At 55.3% G+C, this 23,738-nt stretch carries 21 protein-coding genes; 11 read left to right on the top strand and 10 right to left on the bottom strand.

The window, feature by feature from the left end; genetic code table 11:
- Window positions 1-92 precede the first annotated feature (92 nt).
- A complete protein-coding gene (locus A3841_RS20690; protein ID WP_262502555.1) occupies window positions 93-224 on the bottom strand; it encodes a hypothetical protein in 132 nt (43 codons plus the stop codon).
- A gap of 632 nt (window positions 225-856) precedes the next feature.
- The gene (locus A3841_RS05190; RefSeq protein WP_073851272.1) at window positions 857-1,849 is read right to left on the bottom strand and encodes a zinc dependent phospholipase C family protein; all 993 of its coding nucleotides are present in this window, start codon (window positions 1,847-1,849) and stop codon (window positions 857-859) included.
- A gap of 189 nt (window positions 1,850-2,038) precedes the next feature.
- On the opposite strand from A3841_RS05190, the gene A3841_RS05185 reads away from it, so the two are divergent.
- The 4 genes from A3841_RS05185 to A3841_RS05170 all read left to right on the top strand — a co-directional run bounded on the left by A3841_RS05185 (window position 2,039) and on the right by A3841_RS05170 (window position 6,159).
- Complete coding sequence (locus A3841_RS05185) at window positions 2,039-3,271, top strand: PAS domain-containing protein (RefSeq protein ID WP_073851271.1); 1,233 nt, start codon at window positions 2,039-2,041, stop codon at window positions 3,269-3,271.
- 57 nt (window positions 3,272-3,328) lie between these two features.
- Window positions 3,329-3,697, top strand: coding sequence for a histidine kinase (locus A3841_RS05180; RefSeq protein ID WP_073851270.1), 369 nt, complete (start codon window positions 3,329-3,331; stop codon window positions 3,695-3,697).
- A gap of 170 nt (window positions 3,698-3,867) precedes the next feature.
- Window positions 3,868-4,941 (top strand): FUSC family protein, encoded by a 1,074-nt coding sequence (locus tag A3841_RS05175; RefSeq protein ID WP_073851269.1) that lies wholly within the window; start codon window positions 3,868-3,870, stop codon window positions 4,939-4,941.
- A gap of 354 nt (window positions 4,942-5,295) precedes the next feature.
- Entirely contained in the window at window positions 5,296-6,159 is an 864-nt protein-coding gene (locus tag A3841_RS05170) for a hypothetical protein (protein WP_139307885.1), read from the top strand.
- Window positions 6,160-6,239: 80 nt separating this feature from the next.
- On the opposite strand, the gene def is transcribed toward A3841_RS05170, so the two are convergent.
- A complete protein-coding gene (gene def / locus A3841_RS05165; RefSeq protein WP_073851267.1) occupies window positions 6,240-6,809 on the bottom strand; it encodes a peptide deformylase in 570 nt (189 codons plus the stop codon).
- Window positions 6,806-7,222 carry a Holliday junction resolvase RuvX gene (gene ruvX, locus A3841_RS05160; RefSeq protein WP_073851266.1) on the bottom strand — a complete coding sequence of 139 codons (417 nt, stop codon included), beginning with the start codon at window positions 7,220-7,222 and terminating at the stop codon, window positions 6,806-6,808. Before ruvX ends, def begins: the two co-directional genes overlap by 4 nt.
- A 242-nt stretch (window positions 7,223-7,464) precedes the next feature.
- Between ruvX and A3841_RS05155 the strand changes: the two genes are divergently transcribed.
- From A3841_RS05155 to A3841_RS05140, 4 genes are all read left to right on the top strand, one after another.
- A complete protein-coding gene (locus tag A3841_RS05155; protein ID WP_073851265.1) occupies window positions 7,465-9,126 on the top strand; it encodes a S41 family peptidase in 1,662 nt (553 codons plus the stop codon).
- A gap of 164 nt (window positions 9,127-9,290) precedes the next feature.
- Entirely contained in the window at window positions 9,291-10,496 is a 1,206-nt protein-coding gene (locus A3841_RS05150; RefSeq protein WP_073851264.1) for a homogentisate 1,2-dioxygenase, read from the top strand.
- A gap of 94 nt (window positions 10,497-10,590) precedes the next feature.
- Window positions 10,591-11,118 carry a hypothetical protein gene (locus A3841_RS05145; protein WP_073851263.1) on the top strand — a complete coding sequence of 176 codons (528 nt, stop codon included), beginning with the start codon at window positions 10,591-10,593 and terminating at the stop codon, window positions 11,116-11,118.
- 16 nt (window positions 11,119-11,134) lie between these two features.
- Window positions 11,135-11,512: a co-chaperone GroES gene (locus A3841_RS05140; RefSeq protein ID WP_073851852.1), complete on the top strand. Its 378-nt coding sequence runs from the start codon at window positions 11,135-11,137 to the stop codon at window positions 11,510-11,512.
- Between the two features lie 613 nt (window positions 11,513-12,125).
- Here A3841_RS05140 and A3841_RS05135 read toward each other — a convergent pair.
- From A3841_RS05135 to sdaAA, 4 genes are all read right to left on the bottom strand, one after another.
- Entirely contained in the window at window positions 12,126-12,674 is a 549-nt protein-coding gene (locus A3841_RS05135; protein ID WP_073851262.1) for a hypothetical protein, read from the bottom strand.
- Window positions 12,675-12,827: 153 nt separating this feature from the next.
- The gene (locus A3841_RS05130) at window positions 12,828-16,601 is read right to left on the bottom strand and encodes a S8 family serine peptidase (RefSeq protein ID WP_073851261.1); all 3,774 of its coding nucleotides are present in this window, start codon (window positions 16,599-16,601) and stop codon (window positions 12,828-12,830) included.
- A gap of 737 nt (window positions 16,602-17,338) precedes the next feature.
- Window positions 17,339-18,310 carry a porphobilinogen synthase gene (hemB, locus tag A3841_RS05125; protein WP_170866145.1) on the bottom strand — a complete coding sequence of 324 codons (972 nt, stop codon included), beginning with the start codon at window positions 18,308-18,310 and terminating at the stop codon, window positions 17,339-17,341.
- Window positions 18,311-18,651: 341 nt separating this feature from the next.
- On the bottom strand, window positions 18,652-19,557 hold the full coding sequence (sdaAA, locus tag A3841_RS05120) for an L-serine ammonia-lyase, iron-sulfur-dependent, subunit alpha (protein ID WP_073851260.1): 906 nt from the start codon (window positions 19,555-19,557) through the stop codon (window positions 18,652-18,654).
- A gap of 204 nt (window positions 19,558-19,761) precedes the next feature.
- Here sdaAA and A3841_RS05115 point away from each other — a divergent pair, with 204 nt between their 5' ends.
- Together A3841_RS05115 and A3841_RS05110 are read left to right on the top strand one after the other, a co-directional pair.
- A complete protein-coding gene (locus A3841_RS05115) occupies window positions 19,762-20,046 on the top strand; it encodes an acylphosphatase (RefSeq protein WP_073851259.1) in 285 nt (94 codons plus the stop codon).
- A 297-nt stretch (window positions 20,047-20,343) separates the two neighbouring features.
- Complete coding sequence (locus A3841_RS05110; protein WP_073851258.1) at window positions 20,344-20,895, top strand: Crp/Fnr family transcriptional regulator; 552 nt, start codon at window positions 20,344-20,346, stop codon at window positions 20,893-20,895.
- 6 nt (window positions 20,896-20,901) lie between these two features.
- Here the strand turns inward: A3841_RS05110 and A3841_RS05105 are convergent, their stop codons facing one another.
- On the bottom strand, window positions 20,902-21,582 hold the full coding sequence (locus tag A3841_RS05105; RefSeq protein ID WP_073851257.1) for a hypothetical protein: 681 nt from the start codon (window positions 21,580-21,582) through the stop codon (window positions 20,902-20,904).
- 142 nt (window positions 21,583-21,724) lie between these two features.
- Between A3841_RS05105 and A3841_RS05100 the strand changes: the two genes are divergently transcribed.
- Complete coding sequence (locus tag A3841_RS05100; RefSeq protein ID WP_262502551.1) at window positions 21,725-22,279, top strand: DinB family protein; 555 nt, start codon at window positions 21,725-21,727, stop codon at window positions 22,277-22,279.
- Between the two features lie 5 nt (window positions 22,280-22,284).
- On the opposite strand, the gene A3841_RS05095 is transcribed toward A3841_RS05100, so the two are convergent.
- The gene (locus A3841_RS05095; RefSeq protein WP_073851255.1) at window positions 22,285-23,721 is read right to left on the bottom strand and encodes a thioredoxin-like domain-containing protein; all 1,437 of its coding nucleotides are present in this window, start codon (window positions 23,719-23,721) and stop codon (window positions 22,285-22,287) included.
- Between the last annotated feature and the right edge of the window lie 17 nt (window positions 23,722-23,738).

The raw sequence follows: 23,738 nt of genomic DNA, 5'->3' as shown, positions 1-23,738 counted from the left end.
TTTGGGCAGGCAGTAAAGGGCCGGGGAAGTGTCGTTTTGAGGGTTCTCGGTTTGAGTGCAGCGAGGTTGAGGAAGCGGGGTTTTGGCTTTAGTTATACTTTTATACTTGAGTTATACTTCATACTTCCGCTGGCGCGGGCTTGCAACTCGTATCCTACTATGATGTTGGGTTTGCAACCCGACTGGCTCACAGAGCCATACTTTATACTTTGGTCATACTTCATAGCTTCTCTGGCGCAAGCGTCCGCTTGTGCCTTTTTATACGCCTTCTTATACTTTGGCTATACTTTTATAGCCGTTGCTTCCTGCAACCTGAACCAAGCTATACTTTCTAGCTGCCGCTGATCCTCAGTCTTACGAACCTACAGTTTCATTTCCAGCTTTGGTGCTCTCAAGCCCGAGAGGGCTCGCCTTCGGGCATCGCGCTGGGAGCTTTTCCTTTGCTCCTGCGTCGCAATACCTCACTCCGTTCGGCACCGGAAAAACTCGCATAGGCGCTCAACCCAAAGGCTGGGATCAGTTTCGATAGCTGCGGCTGACGTAGCTTCAACCAAAGTCCCCCTTTGAAGGGGGCAGGGGGATGATGATCGTCTTCTGAACAAAGGCTATAATCAGTTTCGATAGCCGCCGCTTTTGTCATCTCGACCTACGGGAGAGATCTCTTTAAAATTCTGGATAGATCTCTCGCCCTGCTCGAGATGACAGTGAAAGTATAGCAAGTACAGAATTCCCCTCCTTGGAGGGGTTGGGGTGGGTGTATACTTTGTAGGGACAAGGCATGACCTGTCCGCGCAAGATCAGTGGCAATTGAATTCATACTTTAGTCAATGTAATTACATAACTCCCTCCCCTGTTTTTAGGGGAGGGCTGGGGAGGGGTGAAAATTCTCCTCCTCGCGCGGCTGGTGCGACCCCTGCTCATACTCCTTTTTCTCCATCTCCAGTTGCTGCAGCTCTTTGGCGGATAGGTCGGCGAGCTTGCGCAGGTCGGGTTGGCCGGCATCTACCCAGGCCGTGTACCAGTAGCTGGCGATGGTGTGGGTGGCCAGGCGCATCTGCCGCTCCACCTGCCCGTTCAGGCGCTTGCTGTAGGCCTCGGAGAACGCGCGGGAGTACACGCGGGTGGTCAGGTTGTTGCGCACCTCAAAGCCATACTTCTTCTCCTCGTCAAACTCCTGCGTCAACTCTCGCTCAAAGTATAAAACCGAGTCGAGGGCAGTGTGGGCGGAGCGTACCAGTTCCCAGGCTTTCAGCTGCGGTTGCTCGATGTAAGTGGCCTGCCCCACAAAGAAATCATAGTTGCCGGAGAAGAGCTCGGGCAGGCGCGTTTCCCAGAAGGCGTGGATGCCGTGCTGGCCGGTAAGCTGCCCGTTGTAGTTTTGGGTGGTGTGCAGCGGCACGCAGGCATCGGCTATGTAGTGGCCTATCTCGGTGCTCAGGCGCAGGATGCGGTCTACGTCACGCTCCTTAAAGGCTTCCGTGAGCTGGTATTTCATGCGGTTGATGTGCCAGGGCGCAATGCCATAGGCCATGAGCGTGTCCTCGGTATACTTCTCCACTGCCTCCGGCCAGAACCGGGGTATTTTGTAGAGGGCGCTGTCGCCGTACACGTCCAGGTCGATGTAGTGGCGCGGGGCCTCGCCCTCCACGGCATAGCGGCGCTTGTCGGGGTTCACGGCGTTTTCGGTGATGTAGCGGATGTGCTTTTTATAGAACCTCATCATCTCGGGCGGCAGCGAGAACACAGCCAGGCGGTTGATGCGCTGGTGCGCGAAAAAGCCCCAGGTATAGCCGTTGAGCGGCAGCAACAGGGTGAGCAGCAGTAGTATAACCTTATACTTTTTAGCCATACTTGCGGTGTACGTGGGTTTAAGCGGAGGGGGTTGTGCTGTAACTTGCTTAGAGAAAGACCTATAACGCCCTGGCCGCTTTGCGCAAGCAAGTGCAGGCGTATTTATTTATGCTACAAGCTATAAAAATAGCAGAACCTCCGTATAAACTTATCTTTGTCTCTACTTCCTAAAGATACACCTACTCCGATGGATACCCTTGACTTCTTCAGCAACGTTCCGGAAAACATCATCATCATATCGCCGGAGCACAGAATACTAGCGGTTACAGACACGTACCTGAAAACAACAGGCCGCAGGCGTGAGGAACTGATCGGTTTGATTTTCCTGCTGGAGGCTTTCCCCAATAACGACGTGCCGTACGAGGAAAACCCGGTAAGAATATCCATCGATAATGCCATCCACACAAAGGAAGCGGACTACCTGGACGTGATCCGCTATGACATCGCGAAGCCGGCTGAAGAGGGGGGCGGGTACAGTGAGCGGTATTGGGAGGCATCGCACACGCCGGTCCTGGATGAGGAGGGCAGTATAAAGTACGTTATCCAGAATACCCACGACGTTACGGAAAGGGAGATGGCCCGGCAGGCGCAAGCCATGAGCGAGGAGAAGTTCAGGTTTCTGACGGATGCCGTTCCGCAGCTGATCTTTATGCTGGATGGGGAAGGCAAACCTGCGTATGTGAACAAGCGCTGGGTCGACTACACGGGTACCTCGCCCGAGGACACGCTGCACAACAACGGGTGGGAGCTGGCTATTCACCCGGATGACTTGCAGCTTGTGCGGCAGAGGATGCGCGAGGCAATTTTGGCTGGCGAAGAGTTACAGCTGGAGTACCGCATCCGCAACAAGTATGGCATGTACCGGTGGTTCCTGACAAAGACCCTGCCCATGCAAGACGAAAACGGGAACACCCTGCTGTGGGTGGGCAGCTCCTCGGATGTGCAGGACGCCAAGCAGCTGGTGCAGGAACTGCTAGATAGCAACGAGCAGATGTCGGTGCTGGCCGACCAGGTGCAGCAGGCCTATACAAAGGCCGAAGTGGAGCGCCGCACCCTCGAGCGGCTTATCATGAAAGCGCCCGTCTTCTTCAGCATCCTCCGCGGGCCTGAGCACCGCTATGAGCTGGTAAACGAAAAGTACAGGCAATTGATGCCGCAGAAGGAGCTGCTCGGCAAAGCCGTAGCAGAAGTGCTGCCGGAGGTAGCGGAGCAAGGTTTTGTGACGATCCTGGATGAGGTTTACAATTCCGGCAAAGAGTATGTGGCAGAGGACTTAACCGTTAGCCTCGATCGCTACAACACTGGAAACCTGGAGGAGATGCAGTTGACCTTTATCTTCCAGGCCATCTACGATGAGCAACATCAGGTCAACGGCATCATGATCTGCGGGTATGATATCACGGGAATTGCCGGGAAGTAAATGCGCTAAATATGCCAACGCCCGAACTTATATCACATTAATGCGCTTTACCATAGCATGAACCAGGCCCAGGTAGATTTTCAGCAACTTCGGATTAAACACATCCTGTTTAAGTCGAAGGTGCGCTCCGTTCTTTACGGAGGGAGGAAAGACGAGGCTTTCTTCTCGGGGAGCGGGCCCCTGAGCTTATGGTTTAGCGCAATAGGCAGGAGCAAGTATGTGGGCCTGCCCGAGATGCAGGAATTGATAAAGGTGCAACAGGAGCTGGACTCGGCTTCCGATCAACTGTTTCGCCTGTACGGCAACGGCAAGATTGAGGAGGCGCTGGCCGGGCTGCAAAAAATAGAGGAGCGCTCCGCCAGGTTCCTGGAACTGCTCTCCAAGCTGGAGGAGCGCGTATCCGTGCCGGGTGACTCCCTGGTATAGCCCCGCCGTTACCCAAAACCTCCTGACACACTTCTTCTAAGGGCACCACCACAGCGTCCCGATCCCCTCCTAAGTATAAACCCGCCGCCGCGCCGCTTCCTATTCCTTTGCGCGTGCCGTATATTTGCATGGCTGATTCCGTTTATACTTTCGTAGCCAGTAACCAATGTATGAGAGACGCGCAACCAGGGATGCTAAGGCAGCTTTTTGAGTTTAAGGAAACAGAGCGCAAGTGGCACCTGCCCGTGCTGGCCGGGTTGTGTGTGGGCATACCGGTGCTGGCCGGCTACTACACAGACAACCTGCAGGACGGCAAGCTGGCCTCCATGGCCGCGCTGGTTATACTTTACATCCAGTCGCAAAGTATAGGCCGGCGGATGATCGTGCTCATGGCCAGTTCCTTTGGCATTATGCTCTCGTTTACCGTGGGTATCGTGTTTGGCTTTAACCCGGTGGTGGCCTCGGTGGTGCTGGGGCTGTATGCCTTTGCCGTGCACCTGGTTTTATACTACCTCAAGATGGTGCGCCCGCCGGGTAACTTCTTCTTCATCATGATCGCGTCGGTGGCGATCTCGATGCCGCACAACCTGGAAACGGTGCCCCACAACATCGGCCTTATCGGGATCGGAACCATAATCTCCTGCTTTCTGGGGCTGGTGTACAGCCTGGTCACCCTAAGGAAAACCCGCTCCGAGGATGAGGTGATCAAAGTAACCAAGAACCAGTATGTCAACTTTGTGGAGTCCGTAACATTCGGGGCTCTGGTTGGGCTTTCGCTGCTTATCGGCTACCTGCTGGAACTGGAGAAACCGTATTGGGTGCCCACCTCGTGCGCTGCCGTGATGCAGGGAGCCAGCGCCACGCATGTGTGGCAGCGCAGCGCCCAGCGTATCCTGGGCACTTTCCTGGGCCTTATCCTGACGTGGTTTATACTTTTGCTCAAGCCCTCGCTGCTGGTCATCAGCATCGGCATCATCGTGCTGCAGACCATTGTGGAGTTTCTGGTGGTGCGCAACTACGCCATTGCCGTTATCTTCATCACCATCCTTACCATCTTTCTGGCAGAGAGTGGCACCGCGCTAACCGTTAACCCGAGCGAGCTGATCACGGCCCGCTTCTTCGACATCCTTACCGGCAGCATCGTGGGCGCTGTGGGCGGCTGGCTGCTGTACAACGAGCGGGTGCATTACCTGGCTACCCGGCAAATCCGGAAAACGAGGCTCTCTATCGCCAGGCGGAAATAAGCTGCGGGCCATTTACTATGCCTGCTGTAGTATAGCGGGCGGTTTTTATACTTATACGGCTGCCTGCGTCTTGTCCCATTCGCAACCGGAGCGACTGCGGTTATACTTCCAATACCCCTCACGCTTTACCGAAGAAAGTATAAAGTATAAGTATGAATTTTGATGTTTTTCGCTGGGAAGAAGGATAAATATGGTTTTATTAGTATATTCATAGCGATGTAGGCTTTTACGGCTTTATTAGCCCAGCGGAGAAGTATAAAGGGAAAAGTACAGGAGGGGAGCTGTGGGTAAAAGTTATACTTCTATCATCCAGGAGACCTTTATTTTTTTCCATTATACCTTACCCCAAGACCTATGAAATCAAAGATCCTACTATGCCTTAGCCTATGCCTCGTCCTCTGGGGCTGTAAAGAGGATGAGCCGGAACCAACCAGCGTAAACGTAACGATGCAGAGCTCCAGCCAGACCCTTGTGGAAGGGGAGGCGCCGGTTGAGCTGACAATTGAATTAGACAGAACCTACAAGGACCTTAAATACCTATACTTAGCAGGAGCAGAAGGGCTCGTGGACAGAGAAACCGCTCTTAACCACGGATGGATAACCGTGGGAACGGGTGACGAGCAATTATACTTGCTCCGGGTGCCGATTCCTGCCGGTGAGAAGAAAAGAACGGTACGCCTGTGGGTGGCTAAGGACGAGGTGTACCAGGGCAACAGTACCTACGAGTTAAAAGTGTATAGCTATGAAAACGAGGTGGTGCTGCCCAAAACCAGCCTGGCCATCAAGTACCAGGATACCACTCCAAAGCCCGTGTTCGGCATATTCAAGAACCGAGAACTGGATGTAGCCCGCACCGTGAAAAAGGGTGGGCTTGACTATTTGAACCGGTTCTTCCTCACCGTATTTGCAGACAGGAGCTTCACGCAGCCACAGAAAATCACACTCACCTTTTCAGGAACAGCCGAAGAGGGGGTGCATTATGAAAAGGAAGCACAAGTAGTTCTGAATCCAATATATCCTGCTCGGCCTTGGCAGAGTAATAATGTGCTTGTTCTGCAAATTGTCCCAACCGCTAACTTCGACCCGGAGAAAACCATACAGATCAAGCTAAGTGCTGCAGAAGACGGCGTGATTGCGAACGGCGAGACGTACAATTGGCCTGTTACAGGAGAGGCTTTTACCCTGGAGAACACCTTCACACTGACTGTAACGGAGTAGACAAAGTATAAATAAAACCAAAACCGGCCTGCCACATAGGTTGTAGCAGGCCGGTCAGGTATAATTTCTAAAGTATAATCTTAGCGCTTCTTGCTCATTTCCGGGAAGCGCATCTTGTAGTCCGCGTCTACTTCGCCTTTGGAGATCTTGGCGAGCTTGTTCTTGATCAGGCGCTTCTTCAGGCCGGAGAGGTAATCGGTGAACAGGATACCCTCTACGTGGTCGTATTCGTGCTGGATCACGCGGGCGGTCATGCCGTCGTAGGTATCCTCGTGCTCGTTCCACTCCTCATCAAAGTAGCGGATCACGATGCGCTCGGGGCGGTACACCACCTCGCGCACGCCCGGGATGCTCAGGCAGCCTTCCTCAAAGCCCCACTCCTCGCCGTCCTCTTCCACAATCTCCGGGTTGATAAAGGCCTTCTTCACGCCCTTGCCTTTGTCCTCGTCGTCCATCATCGGCTCCGAGTCGATCACGAACAGGCGGATGCCCTTGCTGATCTGCGGGGCGGCCAGCCCCACGCCGTGGGCGTGGTACATGGTGGCGTACATATCTTCAACAAGCTCTTTTAGCTCCGGGTAGTCCTTCGGGATGTCTTGTGCCGGCTCCTTCAGTACCGGGTCTCCGTAGGCGGTAATTGGGTAAATCATATGTTTCTGCTTTCTAAATACGACTGTAAAATGATTACGGCGCTGATGCGGTCTACGGTTGCCTTGTCCTGGCGGGCCTTCTTCCGCAGCCCGCCGGCCAGCATGGTCTGCTGCGCGATCTTGGAGGTAAAACGCTCGTCCACCAGGTGCACCGGTACACCCGGAAATTCCTTCTGCAGCTTGCGCTGGAAGCCCACCACGTGCTGCGTGTTGTCGGTGGCCTCGCCGGAGAGCCGCTTGGGCATCCCCAGCACAAAGGCCTCCACAGGCTCGCGCTGCACATAGGCCTTCAGGTAAGACAACACCTCCTGGGCATGAACGGTTTCCAGCGGGCTCGCAATGATCTGGAGCGTGTCCGTAGCGGCCAGCCCCACCCGCTTTGTGCCGTAGTCAATCCCTAAAATTCTGCCCATAGTATGAATTTGTTGCCCCTGAGGTTCTGTCTGCAAAGGTAAGAGATTAAAAATTAATCTGATAGTGCGGGCCATACTTTGCCCCGTTCGCCAGGGCCGCCGCCAAGTATGCGGCGTATTAGCAACTTTAACAAATTTGTATTTGTATAGATATAAAGGACCTCAGTATATTTAAGGTAAATTATTGTACTACTTTGCCGTGCCTGTGCTGTGGCATTTCACTGAATTTATACTTTAAGAACATGGACAAGATGGAGCATGGGGAGGAAAATAACAGGGTCCGGAACACGCCCTTCCAGGTAAAGCTGCCGCTGTTTGTAAGTCTGGCGCTGGTGGTGGGCCTGCTGTTGGGCGCTACCATGTTCGCGCCCTCCACCACCAACCCGCAGGGCACCGCCAAAGGCTACCTCAAGTTCCGCGACGTGCTCAGCTACATAGACCGCGACTACGTGGACACCGTGGACGTGGAGGAACTGACGGACTACGCCATCACCAAGATGCTCGAGAAGCTGGACCCGCACACAGCCTACATTCCGGCCGACGAGCTGGCCATGGCACGCTCCTACCTGGAGGGCGATTTTGAGGGCATCGGCGTGGAGTTCAACATCTTCAAGGATACCATTTACGTCATCACCCCGCTCAGCGGAGGCCCCTCCGAGGCGGCAGGCATACAGACCGGCGACAAAATCATCAAAGTAGACGGGGAAACCGTGGCCGGCACCGGCATCAACAACGAGGGCGTGTTCAAGCGCCTGCGCGGGCCCAAAGGCACCAAAGTGAACCTCACCATCCAACGCAACACCCTTAAAAAGCCACTTAACTTCACCATCGAGCGCAGCAAAATTCCTACGCACTCCGTGGATGTGCGCTACATGGTGGATAACAGGACCGGTTACATTAAAGTCAGCCGCTTCTCGGCCCATACTTACGAGGAGTTTATGGAGGCACTTACCGAGCTGCAGGGCAAAGGCATGGAGCAGCTGCTGCTCGATTTGCGCGGCAACCCGGGCGGCTACATGGACCACGCCATCCGGATGGCCGATGAGTTTATTGACGGCGAGAAGATGATCGTGTACACCGACGGCAAGGGCAACCGCTACGACTCCAGAACCTTCGCTCAGCGCAAAGGCGCGTTCGAGAAAGGTCCGCTGGTAGTGCTGCTGGACGAGGGCAGCGCCTCTGCCTCCGAGATTGTGGCCGGTGCCCTGCAGGACAACGACCGCGCCCTGATCGTGGGCCGCCGCTCCTTTGGCAAGGGCCTGGTGCAAATGCCGATCCCGCTCAATGATGGCTCCGAACTGCGCCTGACCATCTCGCGCTACTACACGCCGAGCGGCCGCTCCATCCAGAAGCCCTACAAGGGAAATGCCGAGGACTACGAAAAGGATATCCTGAACCGCTTTGAGAACGGCGAGTACTTCCAACCGGACAGCAGCCTGTTCGTGGACTCGCTGAAGTATAAAACCCTGGGCGGACGTGCCGTGTATGGCGGCGGCGGCATTATGCCGGATGTGTTCGTGCCGCGCGATACCACCGAGCTGTCGGAGTACCTGAGCCAGCTGTATAACAAGAACGTGATCCGCGAGTATACGCTCAACTATTACCAGAAGCACAAGAAAGAGCTGGAGAAGATGCCGTTCGAGAAGTTTAGCAAGAGCTTTGAGGTGACCGACAAGATGCTGCAGGAGGTGGTGCAAACGGCCACAGCCGCCGGCGTGGAATATAACGAGGCGCAGTTCAGGCGCTCCGGCAACCTGCTGCGCAACCACCTGAAAGCCTTCATCGCCCGCAGCGTGTACGGCAACGAGGGCTTTTTCCCGGTGCTGCACCAGTCGGACGAGGAGTTTCAGCAGGGGCTAAGGCACTTTAGCCGCGCCCAAAGTATGGCAGCGGGAAGTATGTAGATTTTGCGTATCTCGTAGCATGTATCAGGTAACAAGACTATGCTTTTAATTAAGGTTGAGGAAAGTAGTTAATACGCTAAGCGCCATCATCCTTCTTAATAAGTCGTGCTACGTGTGTCGTGCTACCTGATACGGATATAGTATCACCTTAAAAACTAATCCATATGCCTTTTTACCATAAACTTGGGGAGATCCCGCACAAACGGCACACGCAGTTCCGGCAACCCGACGGAAGCCTCTATGCCGAGCAGCTGGTGGGCACACTGGGCTTCAGCGGTGTTTCTTCGCTGCTCTACCACATTAACCCGCCCACACAAATCAGCCGCCTTGGCGAGCCTAAAGCCTTTGCGCCCCGGCGGGCAGAGGGCGTGAAGCTGGCGCCGCAGCACCTGCGCACCGTAGAGGCGAAGGCCACCGGATCCGATTACCTGAGCGCCCGCAAAACCATGCTCTTCAACAACGACGTAGCCATCAGCCTCTGCAACCCATCGGAGCACGAGATGGACTACTACTATAAGAACGGGCAGGCCGATGAGGTGGTGTTTGTGCACGACGGCACCGGCGATCTGCTCACCCAGATGGGGCGCATCCCGTTTGGTCCCGGCGATTACCTGGTGATTCCGCGCACGGTTATTCACAAGTTCCGCTTCGATAAAAGCGAGCGGCAGGTAAGGCTGCTGATCATCGAATCCTTCAGCCCGGTAGAGACGCCGCGCCGTTACCGCAACCACTTCGGCCAGCTGCTGGAGCACGCGCCGTTCTGCGAGCGCGACATGCGCCCGCCAATGGAGCTGATCACCGAAAAAGGGAAAGGCGAGTACCTGGTGCAGGTGAAAAAGGAGGGAGAGCTGCATCAGTTCTACTATAAAACAAGCCCGCTTGATGCCGTGGGCTGGGACGGCTACTTCTACCCGTACGCTTTTAACATCAGGGATTTTGAGCCGATTACTGGCCGCATCCACCAGCCGCCGCCGGTGCACCAGAACTTCGAGGCGCACAACTTCGTGATCTGCTCGTTTGTGCCCCGCCTGTTCGACTACCACCCGCTGTCCATCCCGGCGCCTTACAATCACTCCAACGTAGACTCCGACGAGGTGCTGTACTATGTGGAGGGCAATTTCATGAGCCGCAAGGGCGTGGAGCGTGGCTCGTTCACCATCCATCCCGGAGGTATACCACATGGGCCGCACCCGGGCACCGTGGAGGCAAGTATAGGCAAGAAGGAAACGGAGGAGTATGCCGTAATGATCGACACCTTTAAGCCGCTGCACCTGACCGAGGACGCCCTGCCTTACCTGGACGAGAAATACCCGATGAGCTGGAACGAGGACAGCGATGACAAGGTACGCCTAGGTGATATGTTTGACTAAACTGCTTCTTGTTTTGTAACTTGCGGCGGGAAAGGCGGTCTTAGGGGCCAATTTTCCCGCCGCAATTGCTTTACACCCTTTATACTTAACCTTGATGAAGAGAATGATGCTGCTGGCCGTACTGCTGTTTGCCGTAGTAGCCACCGCCTGCGAAAAGATCGAAGACCTGCTTACTTTTTACATCGAAGAAGAGGAGACCTTTACCATTGATTCTGGTTTTCCTTTGGGAGCGCTGGTGCCGGCCACGCCGTTTACCATCACCACAAACTCAGCGGAAACGTTTAAGAACAACAAGACCCGTGCCGAGCTGGTAAAGAACGTGAGCCTGAACAGGCTGGAGCTGACGATAACGGAGCCCGAAGCACAAAACTTCGATTTCCTGAAGCGCATCGAGCTCTACATCTCCAGCGAGAAGCAGCCGGAGGTGAAGATAGCCTACCTGGAGGAGGTGCCCGCCGGGGCCAGTGTGCTGAAGCTGAAATCGACCAACGCCAAGCTGGACGAATACATCAAAGGAGACAACTATACTATCCGGACACAGGCCGAGATCGCGAAGCCGGTAACGGAAGACATTACCATTAAAGCCGATATGCGATTCAAAGTAACCGCAGATCCTTTATAAGATGCATACAATACAGATGAGGATTTCAGAGGATAACAAGTTAGAGAAGATCATCATTGTTGGCGACCGCGTGCTGATAAAGCCGAAAATGGCCAGCGATCAGACCAAGAGCGGTTTATACTTGCCGCCGGGGGTGCAGGCCAAGGAAAAGGTGCAGGAAGGCTACATCATGCGCGTAGGCCCCGGCTACCCGATTCCTGCAGACTTTGGCTACGACGAGGACACGTGGGGGCAGGAGGAGGAAGAGGTGCGCTACATCCCGCTTCAGGCCAGAGAGGGCGACCTGGCCATTTACCTGCAGCGCGATGCCATCGAGATCAGCTACCTCGGCGAGAAGTACTTCATCGTGCCGCAGTCGGCGGTGCTGATGCTGGTACGCGAGGAGGATCTGTAGGCTGGAAATCGGGGAGGTTTATACTTTGCTGAAGTATACTTTTATACTTTAAAACACGAAGCCCGGGCCGCTACTGTAGTCCGGGCTTCGTGTTTTAATACTTTATAGCTCAAGTTGCGATCAACCCACCCCTGCCCCTCCCAAGAGGGGAATTTCGCAAAAGAGTAGGTGATTCCCCTCCTTGGAGGGGTTAGGGGTGGGTATACACCTGCACTGCATCAGTAAACACAGCTTGGGTTTTATACTTCCTTACGAAGCTACGCTTTGTGAAAAGCTATACTTCTGGCGCGAGTGCCCGGCTATTTCCTGGGCCTCCAGCCCAGTTGAGTCAGAGGCTCAACATTACAGCAAGTCACGAATCTGAAGATTCGCGCCAGAGAAGTATGATTTAAGAAATTCCCCAACCTGAAGCTTGAATCGTTAAGTTCTAGCTACCCCGCTGTTAAAAACCTCTGTCATTCTATTAAGAATCTTGGTAGCAGGTAGGTTAAGCCGTCGCTCCAGGCCATCAAGATCCCCGGAAACAAGTTCGGGATTTTCCACTTTCAGGATGACAAAAAACGAGAACTTAACAGCCCCGCCTGGGAGGGGTAGGTTTATCCTTTATACTTCACTACTCCAGCGGCTTTGTCAAATCAAAATCAGCCCGGAAGCGGAGTTGATTGTCGCGCTTGAGGATATAGCTGAACGTTTTGCCGTCGGGGCTGAGGGCAAGTGTCCACTCGTTGGTAGCGGCAGCTGGCAGGAGCTCTGCTGTATAGGCATCCGCCGGGAAACGCTGCTCCAGTTCACTTTCTGAGGTAGAGGCCATGCCGCCATACATGGTCACTTCGTCCGGGGTGCCGTCTTCGTGGCGGTGGTCGTGCTTCAGTTGCAGTCCCTCCGCCGTTTTGCTGATCACCCACGTTCTGGATTTATCCTCACCTACTATAAACGGAATGCGAATGGTGCTGTCGGAGCAATTTTGCATGATCATCATCAGGGGCGCACCGGCAAACGGATCTTTCCCATCAGCCGGGAAAACTACTTTTCCGCTGAAAGACTGTCCGCACAGGCTGCTCATACTTTGGTAAAACGACTGTTGCTGCTTACTGGATTGCTGCTGCGGCCCGGTGCAGGCAAGTAGCAGCAACAGGCAAAGGGAGGTGAGGATATGCTTCATACAGCCAAAATAGCGAATAAATATGGATGCGCCGCTATATTCATACTTTCAGCGCGGGTGGCCCCATACATGCCAGATCCTCCCCTGAAGTATAAAACGGTCCAGCCGCCACTGAGGCAGCGGCAGCTGGGTATAAGCGGATGCTGTGGTCGGCTATTTCCGGATCATGACCTTGTAGGTGTATACCTGGTTGCCGTGCTGCAGGCGCACAATGTATAAGCCGTTAGAATGCTTGCTCAGGTCGATCATGCCTTTGTACTGGCCGTTTATCTGCTGCACCGAAGTGCTATAGAGCTGCTTGCCCAGCAGGTCTGCCACCGTCAGCGTCAGGTCTTCGGGAGAGGAGGTCTCTACCGTGAAGCTGAATTTGCCGTCCTGGCTTGGGTTTGGGAACACCATCAGCTCCGGCCCCACGTTCCGCGCCGCGCTCTCCACCTCATACCTGTAGGCAAGCGACATCTCCGACACGCAACCATCTGTAAAGGCAATCACACTGTACTGGCCGTTCAGCGTCGGGCTGAGGCGCTGGCCGGTAGAACCTTCCAGCGGCGCACCGTCCAGGTACCACTGGTTGCCCACCGGCAGGCTCGAAACAAGCTCGTTCCCCTCGCGCGTCACCTTAGGCTGATCGAGCGGGATGCCTTCCTTTAGCGCTACTGCCACACGCGGGCTCGGGCAGCCGAGGGCGCGCACCTTCAGGTCGTAGAAGTAGTAGTAATAGCTCTCCCACTCCGAGGAAGCGGTGTTGCCGCTGATGGTAAACACATTCTCTAGCCCAAACGGGTAGCCTGTTACGCCCTTGTTGTTGCGGTAGATGGTGGCGCTGTCCTCATACGAAATGGCGATGTTGTACATGCCGGCGCGCGGTAGCTCCAGCCCCAGGTAGTAGAGCTGGCCCTTGTCGTTGGGGTCGTCGGGCTGTACCAGATCATTTGTTGCTGGTGCGGAGCGGGTGGCGGTAACCCTTAGGACGCGCGAAGAGACCGGAGCCCCATTCATGTCATACACCGTGAACGTGATCTTGCCGCTGTGGCCAATGTATAAACGCGCCTGCTCCAGCACCACCGGGGCCTCTGTCGTTACCTGTACGTCGGGCGAAAACTGGTTATAGCCACCTTCCGGAAATTGGTTTTTGTCTTTGGGTCCAACAGTGGCCGAAAACTCATCAAAAGCAGCGAAAAGTGTGTTGCCTGCCGTGGCAGCCTGCACCCGTGCCTGGTTGCCGGCGGCCACCGGCGTGGTGCTGGTAGGGGAGGTGTACCAGAAAGGCGTGCCGTTGCCCTCAGCTGACAACGTATAAACCGGGCTGTCGCCGCACCGGAAAGCCGAGGCATCTACAGGTGTGGCCGCCTCGCCGGCAACCGTGAACGTATACCCGCGCTGGTTGTTGCCCTCCACGGCATCCGACGTCAGCCCCGATTGCGCCACCAATTCATACGTGGCACCCGCCTCCGTGGCAAAAGATCCGTCTACAAGCAGCTCCGCCTGCGCGAAGGGGGGCAGTTCCTTGTCAAAAACTCCTGTCAGCGTTGTCAGTTCCTGGCCGTTCTTCAGCACTTTTATACTTACCGGGATGTTCTGCTGCGCTGCGGTGCCATAGTTGCGGATGGTAACCATGGCGGCCTGCTCGGGCGAGGCGCACAGCGTGCTGCCCCCGACAGGCTGCACGGCAGCTATACTTATGTCGCGCTGCGGCCTCACAAACTGGATGAGGTAATCCTGGGTTTCGCCGCGGCCGTAGCTGCTGCAAGCGTTTACCGCGGCGGCATCGGTGGTTTCCTGCACCACCACACGCATCCGTACTTTGTTGCCCGCCACCAAGGTGCCTGGTGCTTTTATAGTGGCTGTGAAGGTGCCATCTCCATTTATTACACCGGAGGTAGCCGCTATTTCGCCGGGCTCTGCAAAGCTGCCGTTGCCGTTCCAGTCGATGTATACCTTGGCTACTTTGGCGGCGGCCGTGCCACAGCTGCCCAGTTCCAGCTTCAGTTGCTTTGCCTGGCTTGGCTCCAGGGTAAACACCGTGGAGGTGAGGTCGCGGTAGGTGGTGCAGTCGTCCTGCTGGTTTATACTTTGAGATCCGAAGGTGAGCTTGCTGATGCGGGCGCCCTGGTTAGAGGTGGGGGCGCTGGCGCAGGCCGCCGTGCCTCCCATACCGCTCACCAGCAGCGCGTAGGCCTGCGGGCCTTCTTTTAAGGTGCCTTTGTGCTTGATGGTGAGGGTATACTTTTTACCCGGCACGGCATCTGAAATCAGGATCTGCTCCACGTTATCCACCACGTTATCGCCTGTTGTGGCGGCAGCCTCCGGGGCGGCCGGGTTCAGGGTCCAGGGCAGGTAGTCTTTTCCATTGCCGGATACGCGTACATCCAGGTCGTTTACCAGCTTGGGCGTGCGGTTGTTAAGCGCCTTGGTGCCTGCGGCTGTTACCGTGCCTTTGGGGTCGGTCCAGGAGATGGTGATCCGGAGCGGGCCGTTGCCGGAGGCGGTTACCTCCAGCGTCTGCGTCTCGCTCTGCTTCAGCGCCCGCTCCTCCAGCAGGTGCGTGCCGTTGGTGTTGCTGATTACCTTAGCGGCCAACTCAGCATTCACCAATCCCCAGCCATAGCGGTAGTCCGGCCCGGCCGCGTCGCCGGCCTCATCGGCGGTATGAATAGCCAGGCCTTTGAGGGTAGCGGCGCGCATGAATTTGCCGGGGTTTACGTTGGTGTAGTGCTCCTGCAGCAGCAGCAGTGTGCCTGATACGTTGGGCGAGGCCATGGAGGTGCCGCTTTGCGTCTGGTAGCTCCTGTCGTTGGAGGAGTAGGTGGAGAGCACATCGATGCCGTTGGCCACCACGTCCGGTTTGATGCGGCCGTCGTCGGTAGGGCCCCAGGAGCTGAAATTGGCCATTTTTACATCCAGGGGTTGGTTGTATCCATCGGTCACTGCGCGTATGGCGCCCACTGTCAGTATGTTTTTGGCGGTGCCGGAGGTGGAGATCACGTCGTAGGCATCGTTGCTGCTTATACTTGCCGGCCGCGACTTCACGTACTCGAAGGTGCCGTTACTGTTGCGCTGAAAGTATGGCTCACCTACTTTCGGCCCGTTTTCCACGCGGTTATTGCCCGCTGATTTTACGATCAGGTAGTAAGGCGCGTTAAAAGCGATCTCATCCCAGGTGGCGGCTTCGCTGTTGTAGTACCCGAAGGTGAAGTCCTCCTCCTGGCTCACGCTGCTGTTGCCCCACCATTCCCAGTAGGGGTCCTCTTCAGTGCCTTTGCGCTCGGAGTTGTAGCGCCAGCCGGCCAGGTTACCGTAGGAGTGGTTGGAGATCAGCAGGTCTTTGGCTGCCTCGGCCATCTCTGCGCCGTCACCGTTAAAATCATAAGCCAGCAACGATTTGTAGCCGTAGGCCATCCCCTTCGCCAGCGGGTTGATGCCACTGGCTATCATGGTGCCGGCTACGTGCGTGGCGTGCTCGCTTTCCTTGGTGGGGTTGTCTTTCTGGATGACGCGGCCACTCATTTCCTGGTGCGAGGCGCGTACACGGCCACCGTCCCATATGGCCAGTTTGTTGACTACGTTGCTGCTACTGCCGCTCAGGCTAAGGCCCAGCGAGCCGCCGGCCCAGAGCTCGTCTACCCGTGTGGTGGAAGCGGAGCTAGAGTTGTTATAGGTGATGTAGTAGACGGGCATGCCGGTTTCATCCAGCCCCTGCAGCGAGATCACGGTTCCGTCCTTGTACTGCTTCTCAATGACCCAGCCATACTTTTCTGCCAGCGCTAGCGCCTTTCCCCGGTTGGCCCGGTAGTCTTTTTCGGCGGCAGAGGCAATTCGCTGCAGTTCCTGCGTGTTGGTGCGGTCGGGGGTAAGGCCACGCTGGGCAAAGGCCGTAGTGCCTACAGCCAGGCTCAGCGCAACAAGCCAAAGGCTCAGTCCTCTCATATAAATATAGCAGGGTAAAGATGTTCCATTCTAAAGTTAGTATAAATCAGGATAAAGACAAAGTGGTTCTTATGTTAGGGAGGAAGAGAAAGTTTATACGGAATGGCCGCTGTTGGTTAGCGTTTTGACGCCAGTTATACTTGCCGGCTGCTGTTAGTTGATGCAAGCCATACTTTCATACTTGTCTGTTTATACTTATTGCTATACTTTATACTTACCTGGCGCAAGCTGAAAGTCCCGGAGTATTTCGGGGCGTCCACTTGTGCCTTAAACTTTATACTTGCTGATTTATACTTTAAGCCATACTTCCCTAGCTGCTGCTTCCTTTCACTAGAAACAGGCTATACTTGCTAGCGACCTTTCATCCTGTAGACTTACATATCTACAGTTGCATTTCCTGCTTTGGTGCTCTCAAGCCCGAGAGGGCTCGTCCTTTGGCATCGCGCTGTGTACATTTCCTTTGCTCCTACGTCGCAATGCCGCCAAGGCGGCACCGTAAATCTACAAGGCGCTCAACCCAAGGACTGGGTATCATTCCAATAGCTACGGCCTTTGCTATAGAACAAGTATAATTCCCCTCCTTGGATAAGGAGGGGTAGGGGTGGTTGGAACAAGTACTGCAGAAACTCCCTCCCCTGTTTTTAGGGGAGGGCTGGGGTGGGCTGAATCTCACTCAAACAAAAAAGCGCACCGGCCATGGCCGGTGCGCTCTCTTCAAAGTATAAACTTTATACGTGCTATCGCTTCTGATACTGCGCGAACTCCTTGGCGAAGTAGGACAGGATAATGTCGGCGCCGGCGCGTTTTATACTTAGCAGGCTCTCCAGCATGGCTTTCTCCCCGTCGAGCCAGCCATTCTGGGCGGCGGCTTTTACCATGGCGTACTCGCCGCTTACGTTGTAGGCGGCAATGGGCAGGTTCGAGTTCTCGCGCAGCGACTTGATGATGTCCAGGTAAGCCAGGGCGGGCTTCACCATCAGGTAATCTGCGCCTTCGGCAATGTCGAGCTCGGCCTCCACCAGGGCCTCGCGGGTGTTGGCCGGGTTCATCTGGTAGGTTTTCTTGTCGCCCATTTTAGGGGCGGAGCTCAGGGCGTCGCGGAACGGGCCGTAGAAGGCGCTGGCATACTTGGCCGTGTAGCTCATGATGCCCACCTTGTGGTAACCGTGCTCGTCCAGCACATGACGCAGGTGCGCCACGCGGCCATCCATCATATCCGAAGGGGCCACCACATCGGCACCGGCCTGCGCCTGCGATAGCGCCATTTTGCCCAGTACCTCCAGGGTCTCGTCGTTCAGGATCTCGCCGTTCTCCACAATGCCGTCGTGTCCGTCGGAGCTGTAGGGATCCATGGCCACGTCCGAGAAGATCGCCACATCGGGGAAGTTCTTCTTTATCTCGCGGATGGCGCGGGCGTAGAGGCCGTCGGGGTTATGGCTCTCGGAGGCATACTTGTCTTTCAACTGATCCGGTATACTTGGGAAGGGCGCAAAGGCCTTCACGCCCAGCTCCACGCAGGAGGCGATCTCGTCCTGCAGCGTGTCTACGGAAAAGCGGTTGATGCCCGGCATGGAGCCTACCTCTACCCGCTGGTTCTGCCCCCCGATAACGAAGAGCGGAAGTATAAAATCATTTACATGGAGTGTTGTTTCCTGCACCAGGTTGCGAATGGCTTCGGTCTGGCGGTTTCGTCTTGGTCTTCTGAGCATATCTATGAATTTTACAGAAAAGCGTTCTTTCTTTTGTCTCCGCAAAGGTACGGCTTAAATGGCAGAAAAGCTGTTTGTTTATAGGAGTGATGCCTGGCAGGTGGGGATGAAGAGGAGGTGGAAGATGCTGCGCCTCCTCTGAGAAACTGAGTTTAGAACAAATGTAGCTAAATCATTCCCGGCCCCTCCGGGTCAGTTGCGTTGCAGACCTGCGCTCGCAGACCATGGAGAAGTTATAGTTCTTCGATCTTACGCGCATCAACCTACAGAAACAGCCACCTGCACTAAAAAAGAAAAGGGCAGAAGATCCCGTCGACCGCCCACCCTTTACTTTTCAAACGCTATACATTGTCCTCATCCGGCAGGATCTCCACATCCTGCACCAGCACAAAGTTCTCGATCTCGCGGGCTCTCGGGGTGTTGGCCAGGCCCCCTTCGGCGGTCTCTTTATACTTGCGCTCCATACTTTCGCCTACCTCGCCCAGCGCTGCCACGCACTGGTCTACCGGTATAACCGGGTCTACGCCGGCAATGGCGAGCTGCGCCGAGGAGAAGGCAATGGCTGCCGCGCTGGCGTTGCGCACAATGCAGGGCACCTCCACCAGTCCGGCCACCGGGTCGCACACCAGGCCCAGCATGCATTGGATGGTGATGGCCACGGCATTGAACACCTGCGGTACATCGCCGCCGAGGCAATAGACAATGCCGCCAGCGGCCATGGCAGCGGCGCTGCCTGTTTCGGCCTGGCAGCCGCCCACCGCCCCGGCCAGCGAGGCATTCTGTTCGATGATCAGGGCAATGCCGGCAGCCACCAGCAGGGCCTCATGAATTTTTCTGTCCTCCAGGCCGTGCAGCTCCTGCAGCGTGGTGAGCGTGCCCGGAAGTATGCCCGAGGCACCGGCCGTAGGGGCGGCCACTACACGGCCCATGCAGGAGTTCACCTCCTTGGCGCCCAATGCCCGCGACACCAGCATCTTAAACTCCGGCGAGAGCACCGTTACCGGCGATCGGGCCACTTTCTTGGCCCCGTTGTTCACCATGCCCGAGCGCGACTTCATGTCCTCGGTGAGGCCGGTTTGCACGGCATCCTTCATCACCTCGTAAGCTTTGGCGATGTTCTCCCAGATAAACTCCTCGGTGCGGCCTTTCTGCTCGATCTCGTACTCGAGCACGGGCTCATATAATGGCTTGCCGGTCTCAGCGCAGTGCTTTTGCCAGCTCTTAAAATCAGTGAATAGTAATGACATCGTTTTAACTCCTCCTATAGTATTTATTGCGGCAGAACCGGCTTTCTGAAGCGCCTGGTCCTATACACAAGTATACGGGTTTTAAGTATAACAAAATCTCCCCCGGTAAATGTTCTGATCATTAAAATATACGGAAGCTAACCTATGCCGGCGGGGCCCGTTTTTCAGGAATAAGGGTTCGGTTTATACCTTTATACTTCAACGATGGAGAACAGCAAGAAACGCGTGGCTATGCGGGTGCACGGCAGGGTGCAGGGAGTGTTTTTCAGGGCCAGCACCCAGGAGAAGGCGCAGGAGCTCGGCCTTTCGGGGTTTGTGCAGAACGAGCCCGACGGCACGGTATACCTGGAAGCCGAGGGCACTGCGGATGCGCTGCAGCAACTGGAGCAATGGGCGCACCAAGGCCCGCGCCGCGCCAAGGTGGAGCGGGTGGAGGTAGAGGAGAAGGAAACGCTGGAGGGGTTTGAAGATTTTGAGCAGCGGCGGTAGGGAGAGGGTATAATTTTCATTATTTTTATTAATCCCAACTAATAGTTTCTAAAAGTCGATGCGAGATATAACGACAAAAGAAAGCTCCTTACTAAGCCAAGCTCTAGACCATCTAGAAGCTAATTATAAGCATTTTAGAGATGGAGAATCAATTCATCTTTCTGGAGACTTTTTCCGCCATTGTTGGTGTTCTCGCCAACAATCTATACTTCTGCAACCCAACCGCTTGCTGGTGAAAACACGCAGCAAGGGCGGCGGTTATAATCCAGCTTCAATACTTTAAAGCCATACTTTCCCATGCCCCTCTCCCTCCTCCAGCAGGTTCCATACTTTGCGCCGGAAGACATAGCCGCCCTGGAAATGCTCTGGCAGAAGCGGGTGCACCTGCGCCGGCACGACTTCCTGACGCGGCAGGGACAGGTGGAGCAGAACTTATACTTTGTAGCCAGCGGGGCGCTGCGCATCTACTACCCCCTCCCCGACGAGGAGATCTGCGTTGGTTTTGCCTACCCCAATACGCTGGTGGTTTCCTTCCCCTCCTTCGTGGCCGGCAAACCCTCCGATTATTACATACAGGCCCTCCGGAAAAGCGAGCTGCTCGGCATCAGCAAAAACGATTTTATGCAGCTGATGGAGGAGCGTCCCCACATCAGGCGCTTCTGGTACGAGCAGTTGGAGAAGGCGCTGGTGGGCAAGATAGAGCGCGAGGTGGATTTGCTGCTGCCCGAGCCGGCGCAACGGCTGCAGCGCGTGATGCAGCGCAGCCCGCACCTGTTCCAGCACATCCCCAAAAAGTATATCGCCTCCTACCTGCGCATGTCGCCGGAAACGCTGAGCCGGCTGAAGTAGCCCGTCTTACAGGCTGTTGTAGTAAGCCACTAGCTTGGCCATGTCGCTGTCGTTGCGCAGGTTCAGGGAGTTGGTTTTGATGTAGGATTGCAGCTCATCGGCCTTGCCTGGCAGAGCCGCCAGCAGCGAGCCTTTGCTCTTCTTCACTTTCAACAGCTTGTTGCTATTGGCAACGTAGTAATCTTGGCTCTCCTGTACCTCTCGCTCGATGGTGGCAGAGCTATAGCCCTTGCGGTCGAAAACGTTCTTGGTGGTTCGTTTTAGGAGTGTGGTTTTGCCATCAGCAAGTACCTCCAAAAAGGCATCCGGAGTCACGCCCTCGCTGCTGTAGCCTTTGCGGAAAGTCTTGTTAACCTTCTCGTTGTTTTGGATATAACTGATGCTGAACTCCTTCACCGGCTCTATCAATTCCATTACCTGGTCATCCTTGTTCTTAAAAAGAATCACATCCTTTACCTGATCATACATGATGTTGATACCCTGATAGGTGGTGCCATTGCTCAGGGAGATGGCGCCTTCGGCCCAGTCGGGGTGGAGGTAAGGCGAACCAGTCATGGAAATTGTGTTATACTCATGTATGGGGCGGGCCTCCATGTCTGTTGTTAAAGTATACTGTGCCGCAGCATCCATGTAAGACAGGCCGCAGGCTAGTAATGATAACGCTAGTACTTTAACTGATTTTCTCATATGGACAGTGTATGATGTGTGGCCAGGTGCTGAAGATGCAAAAAAATCTTTATATATACTATCTTAAACCTTGATTCCCGTCAAGGATTGGTGCGTATAACCTGCTGTACCTTTGGGGTGTACACATAAAACTATGAGATCCATGACGACACTAGAACAACTCTCCCAAACCACCAGAAGCCTCTACGAAACCGTAGTTCACAGCTTCGACTCGCTAAGCCTGGTAGACCTCAACCACAAACCTGCCTCCGATAGCTGGAGCATGCTGGAGTGCCTGGAGCACCTGAACCGCTACAGCCGCTATTACAACCCGGCCCTGGCCAAGGCCATTGCCCAGAACTCCACCGGAAACTACGTGCAAAGTATAACCTACAGCTGGCTGGGCAAAAAATCGCTGGAGATGGTGCGGCCGCAGAACATGAAGAAGCACAAGACCGTGAAGCACATGAACCCCAACAACAGCCAGCTGACCCGCGCCACCCTAAAGGAGTTTCTGCAGCACCAGCAGGAGCTGCTGCAACTGATTCGTGATGCGGTGAAGGCAGACCTGAGCGAGAAGGCGGTGCCGGTGGAGTTCTTCCAACTGCTGAAACTGCGGATAGGGGAGGCGTTGGAGTTTGTGGTGGCGCACCAGGAGCGGCACGTGCAGCAGGCGCTGCGGGTAAAGCAGCAGCTAGCGCAACAGGCCGCTGCGTAGGCTTTTTATACGTTGGCAGGCGCAAAGCTCACCTGTACCTCCTGCTTCTGGCCGGTATGTAAATCGACGGTGAATAACTGGTGGCTGTTGGTGCTGGTTACCCAGAGCTGCCCGTTCAGGAAAATGATGTCGTTGGGTTCGTGGAGGCCGCTGGTGAGGGTGCGCACGCGCCTGCGCTGCAAGTCGAGTACTTTAATCTTGCCGTTGTAGGTGTCAGCAATGTACACGTCGCTGTCGATCACCTCCAGGCCTACGCAGTGCTGCAGCAGCGCGTCGTCGGTGTCGCCGTCCACATCCCCAAAATCAAACAGGCCTCTGCCCAATGGGGTGAGCACCATGCCGGTTTCCGTGTTCACGGTGCGGATGGCACTGGCCTCAGCATCGGCTACGTAAAGTATAGGTCCGTTAGAGGCCAGTCCGCTGGGCTGGTTGAAGGCAGCCTGAAGTAACGGCCCGTCGGTGAGCGCCTCGCGGCCGCTGCCGGCGTAGCGGTATACTTTCCCGGTGGCCAAATCCATGCGCAGGATCTGGTGGTTGCCGGCGCTGGCAATGTAGAGGTACTCACCAAGTATGAGCAGGTCCCAGGGGCTATTGGGGTTTACGGGCTCGTCCAGCTTGTCGTCCAGGAAATAATAGCCCATTTCGCCGTTGCTAGCTGCCGTTTCAACGGTCTTATGTTCGAGATCTACCTTCCGGATAGCGTTGTTCTTAGCATCTGCCACGTAGAGTATACTTCCGTGCAGCGCCAGGCCGTGCGGCTCGTAAAAAGTAGCCTCGGTGTAACTGCCGTTTTCAAAACCCTGCTCTCCGCTGCCAATCACTTCCAGCACCTGCCCTTGCTGGTTTAGCTTCAGGATGCGGTTGTGGCCGCTGTCGGAGAGGTAGATGTTGCCCTTCGTGTCGCTGATGAGCTTGGAGGGAAAGTATAAACCCTGCTCCGGCGTAGCCTCATGCTCCACGTGGAAACGGATCGGCTCGCGGTTCAATACATCCTTATGCTCTTCTGTTAGTTGCTCTATGTAAGGCTGCACCGTTTGGTACACGCCTTCGCCGGCATGTTGGCCAATTACCTTTCCCTTGGGGTCTATGAGCACCGTGGTAGGCCAGGCGCGCACGCCATACTGGTTCCAGATTTTATAGTCAGCATCATTTACAACCGGGTGCTCTATGCCAAACTTGCGGATGGCCTGCAGGATGGTCTCGTTCTGCTTCTCAGCGTCGAACTTGGCCGAGTGGATGCCCACTACCACCAGCACATCGGCATACTCCTCCTCCAGCCGCTTCAGGTCAGGCACAATGTGCTGGCAGTTAATGCAGCCAAAGGTCCAGAAATCGAGCAGCACGATCTTGCCTGCAAAGTCTTTGATGGACCAGCTCCTGTCGGTGTTGAGCCAGCCGTATTCGGTGTTTATCTCTGGTGCATTTGTGCGTCCGGTAAGCATAGTGTAAGTATGGTTTA

The sequence above is a fragment of the Pontibacter flavimaris genome, assembly GCF_001907195.1.
Lineage (GTDB): Bacteria > Bacteroidota > Bacteroidia > Cytophagales > Hymenobacteraceae > Pontibacter > Pontibacter flavimaris.
The sequence above is the reverse complement of the archived record's forward strand: the minus strand, read 5'-3'. Positions and strand labels throughout refer to the sequence as shown.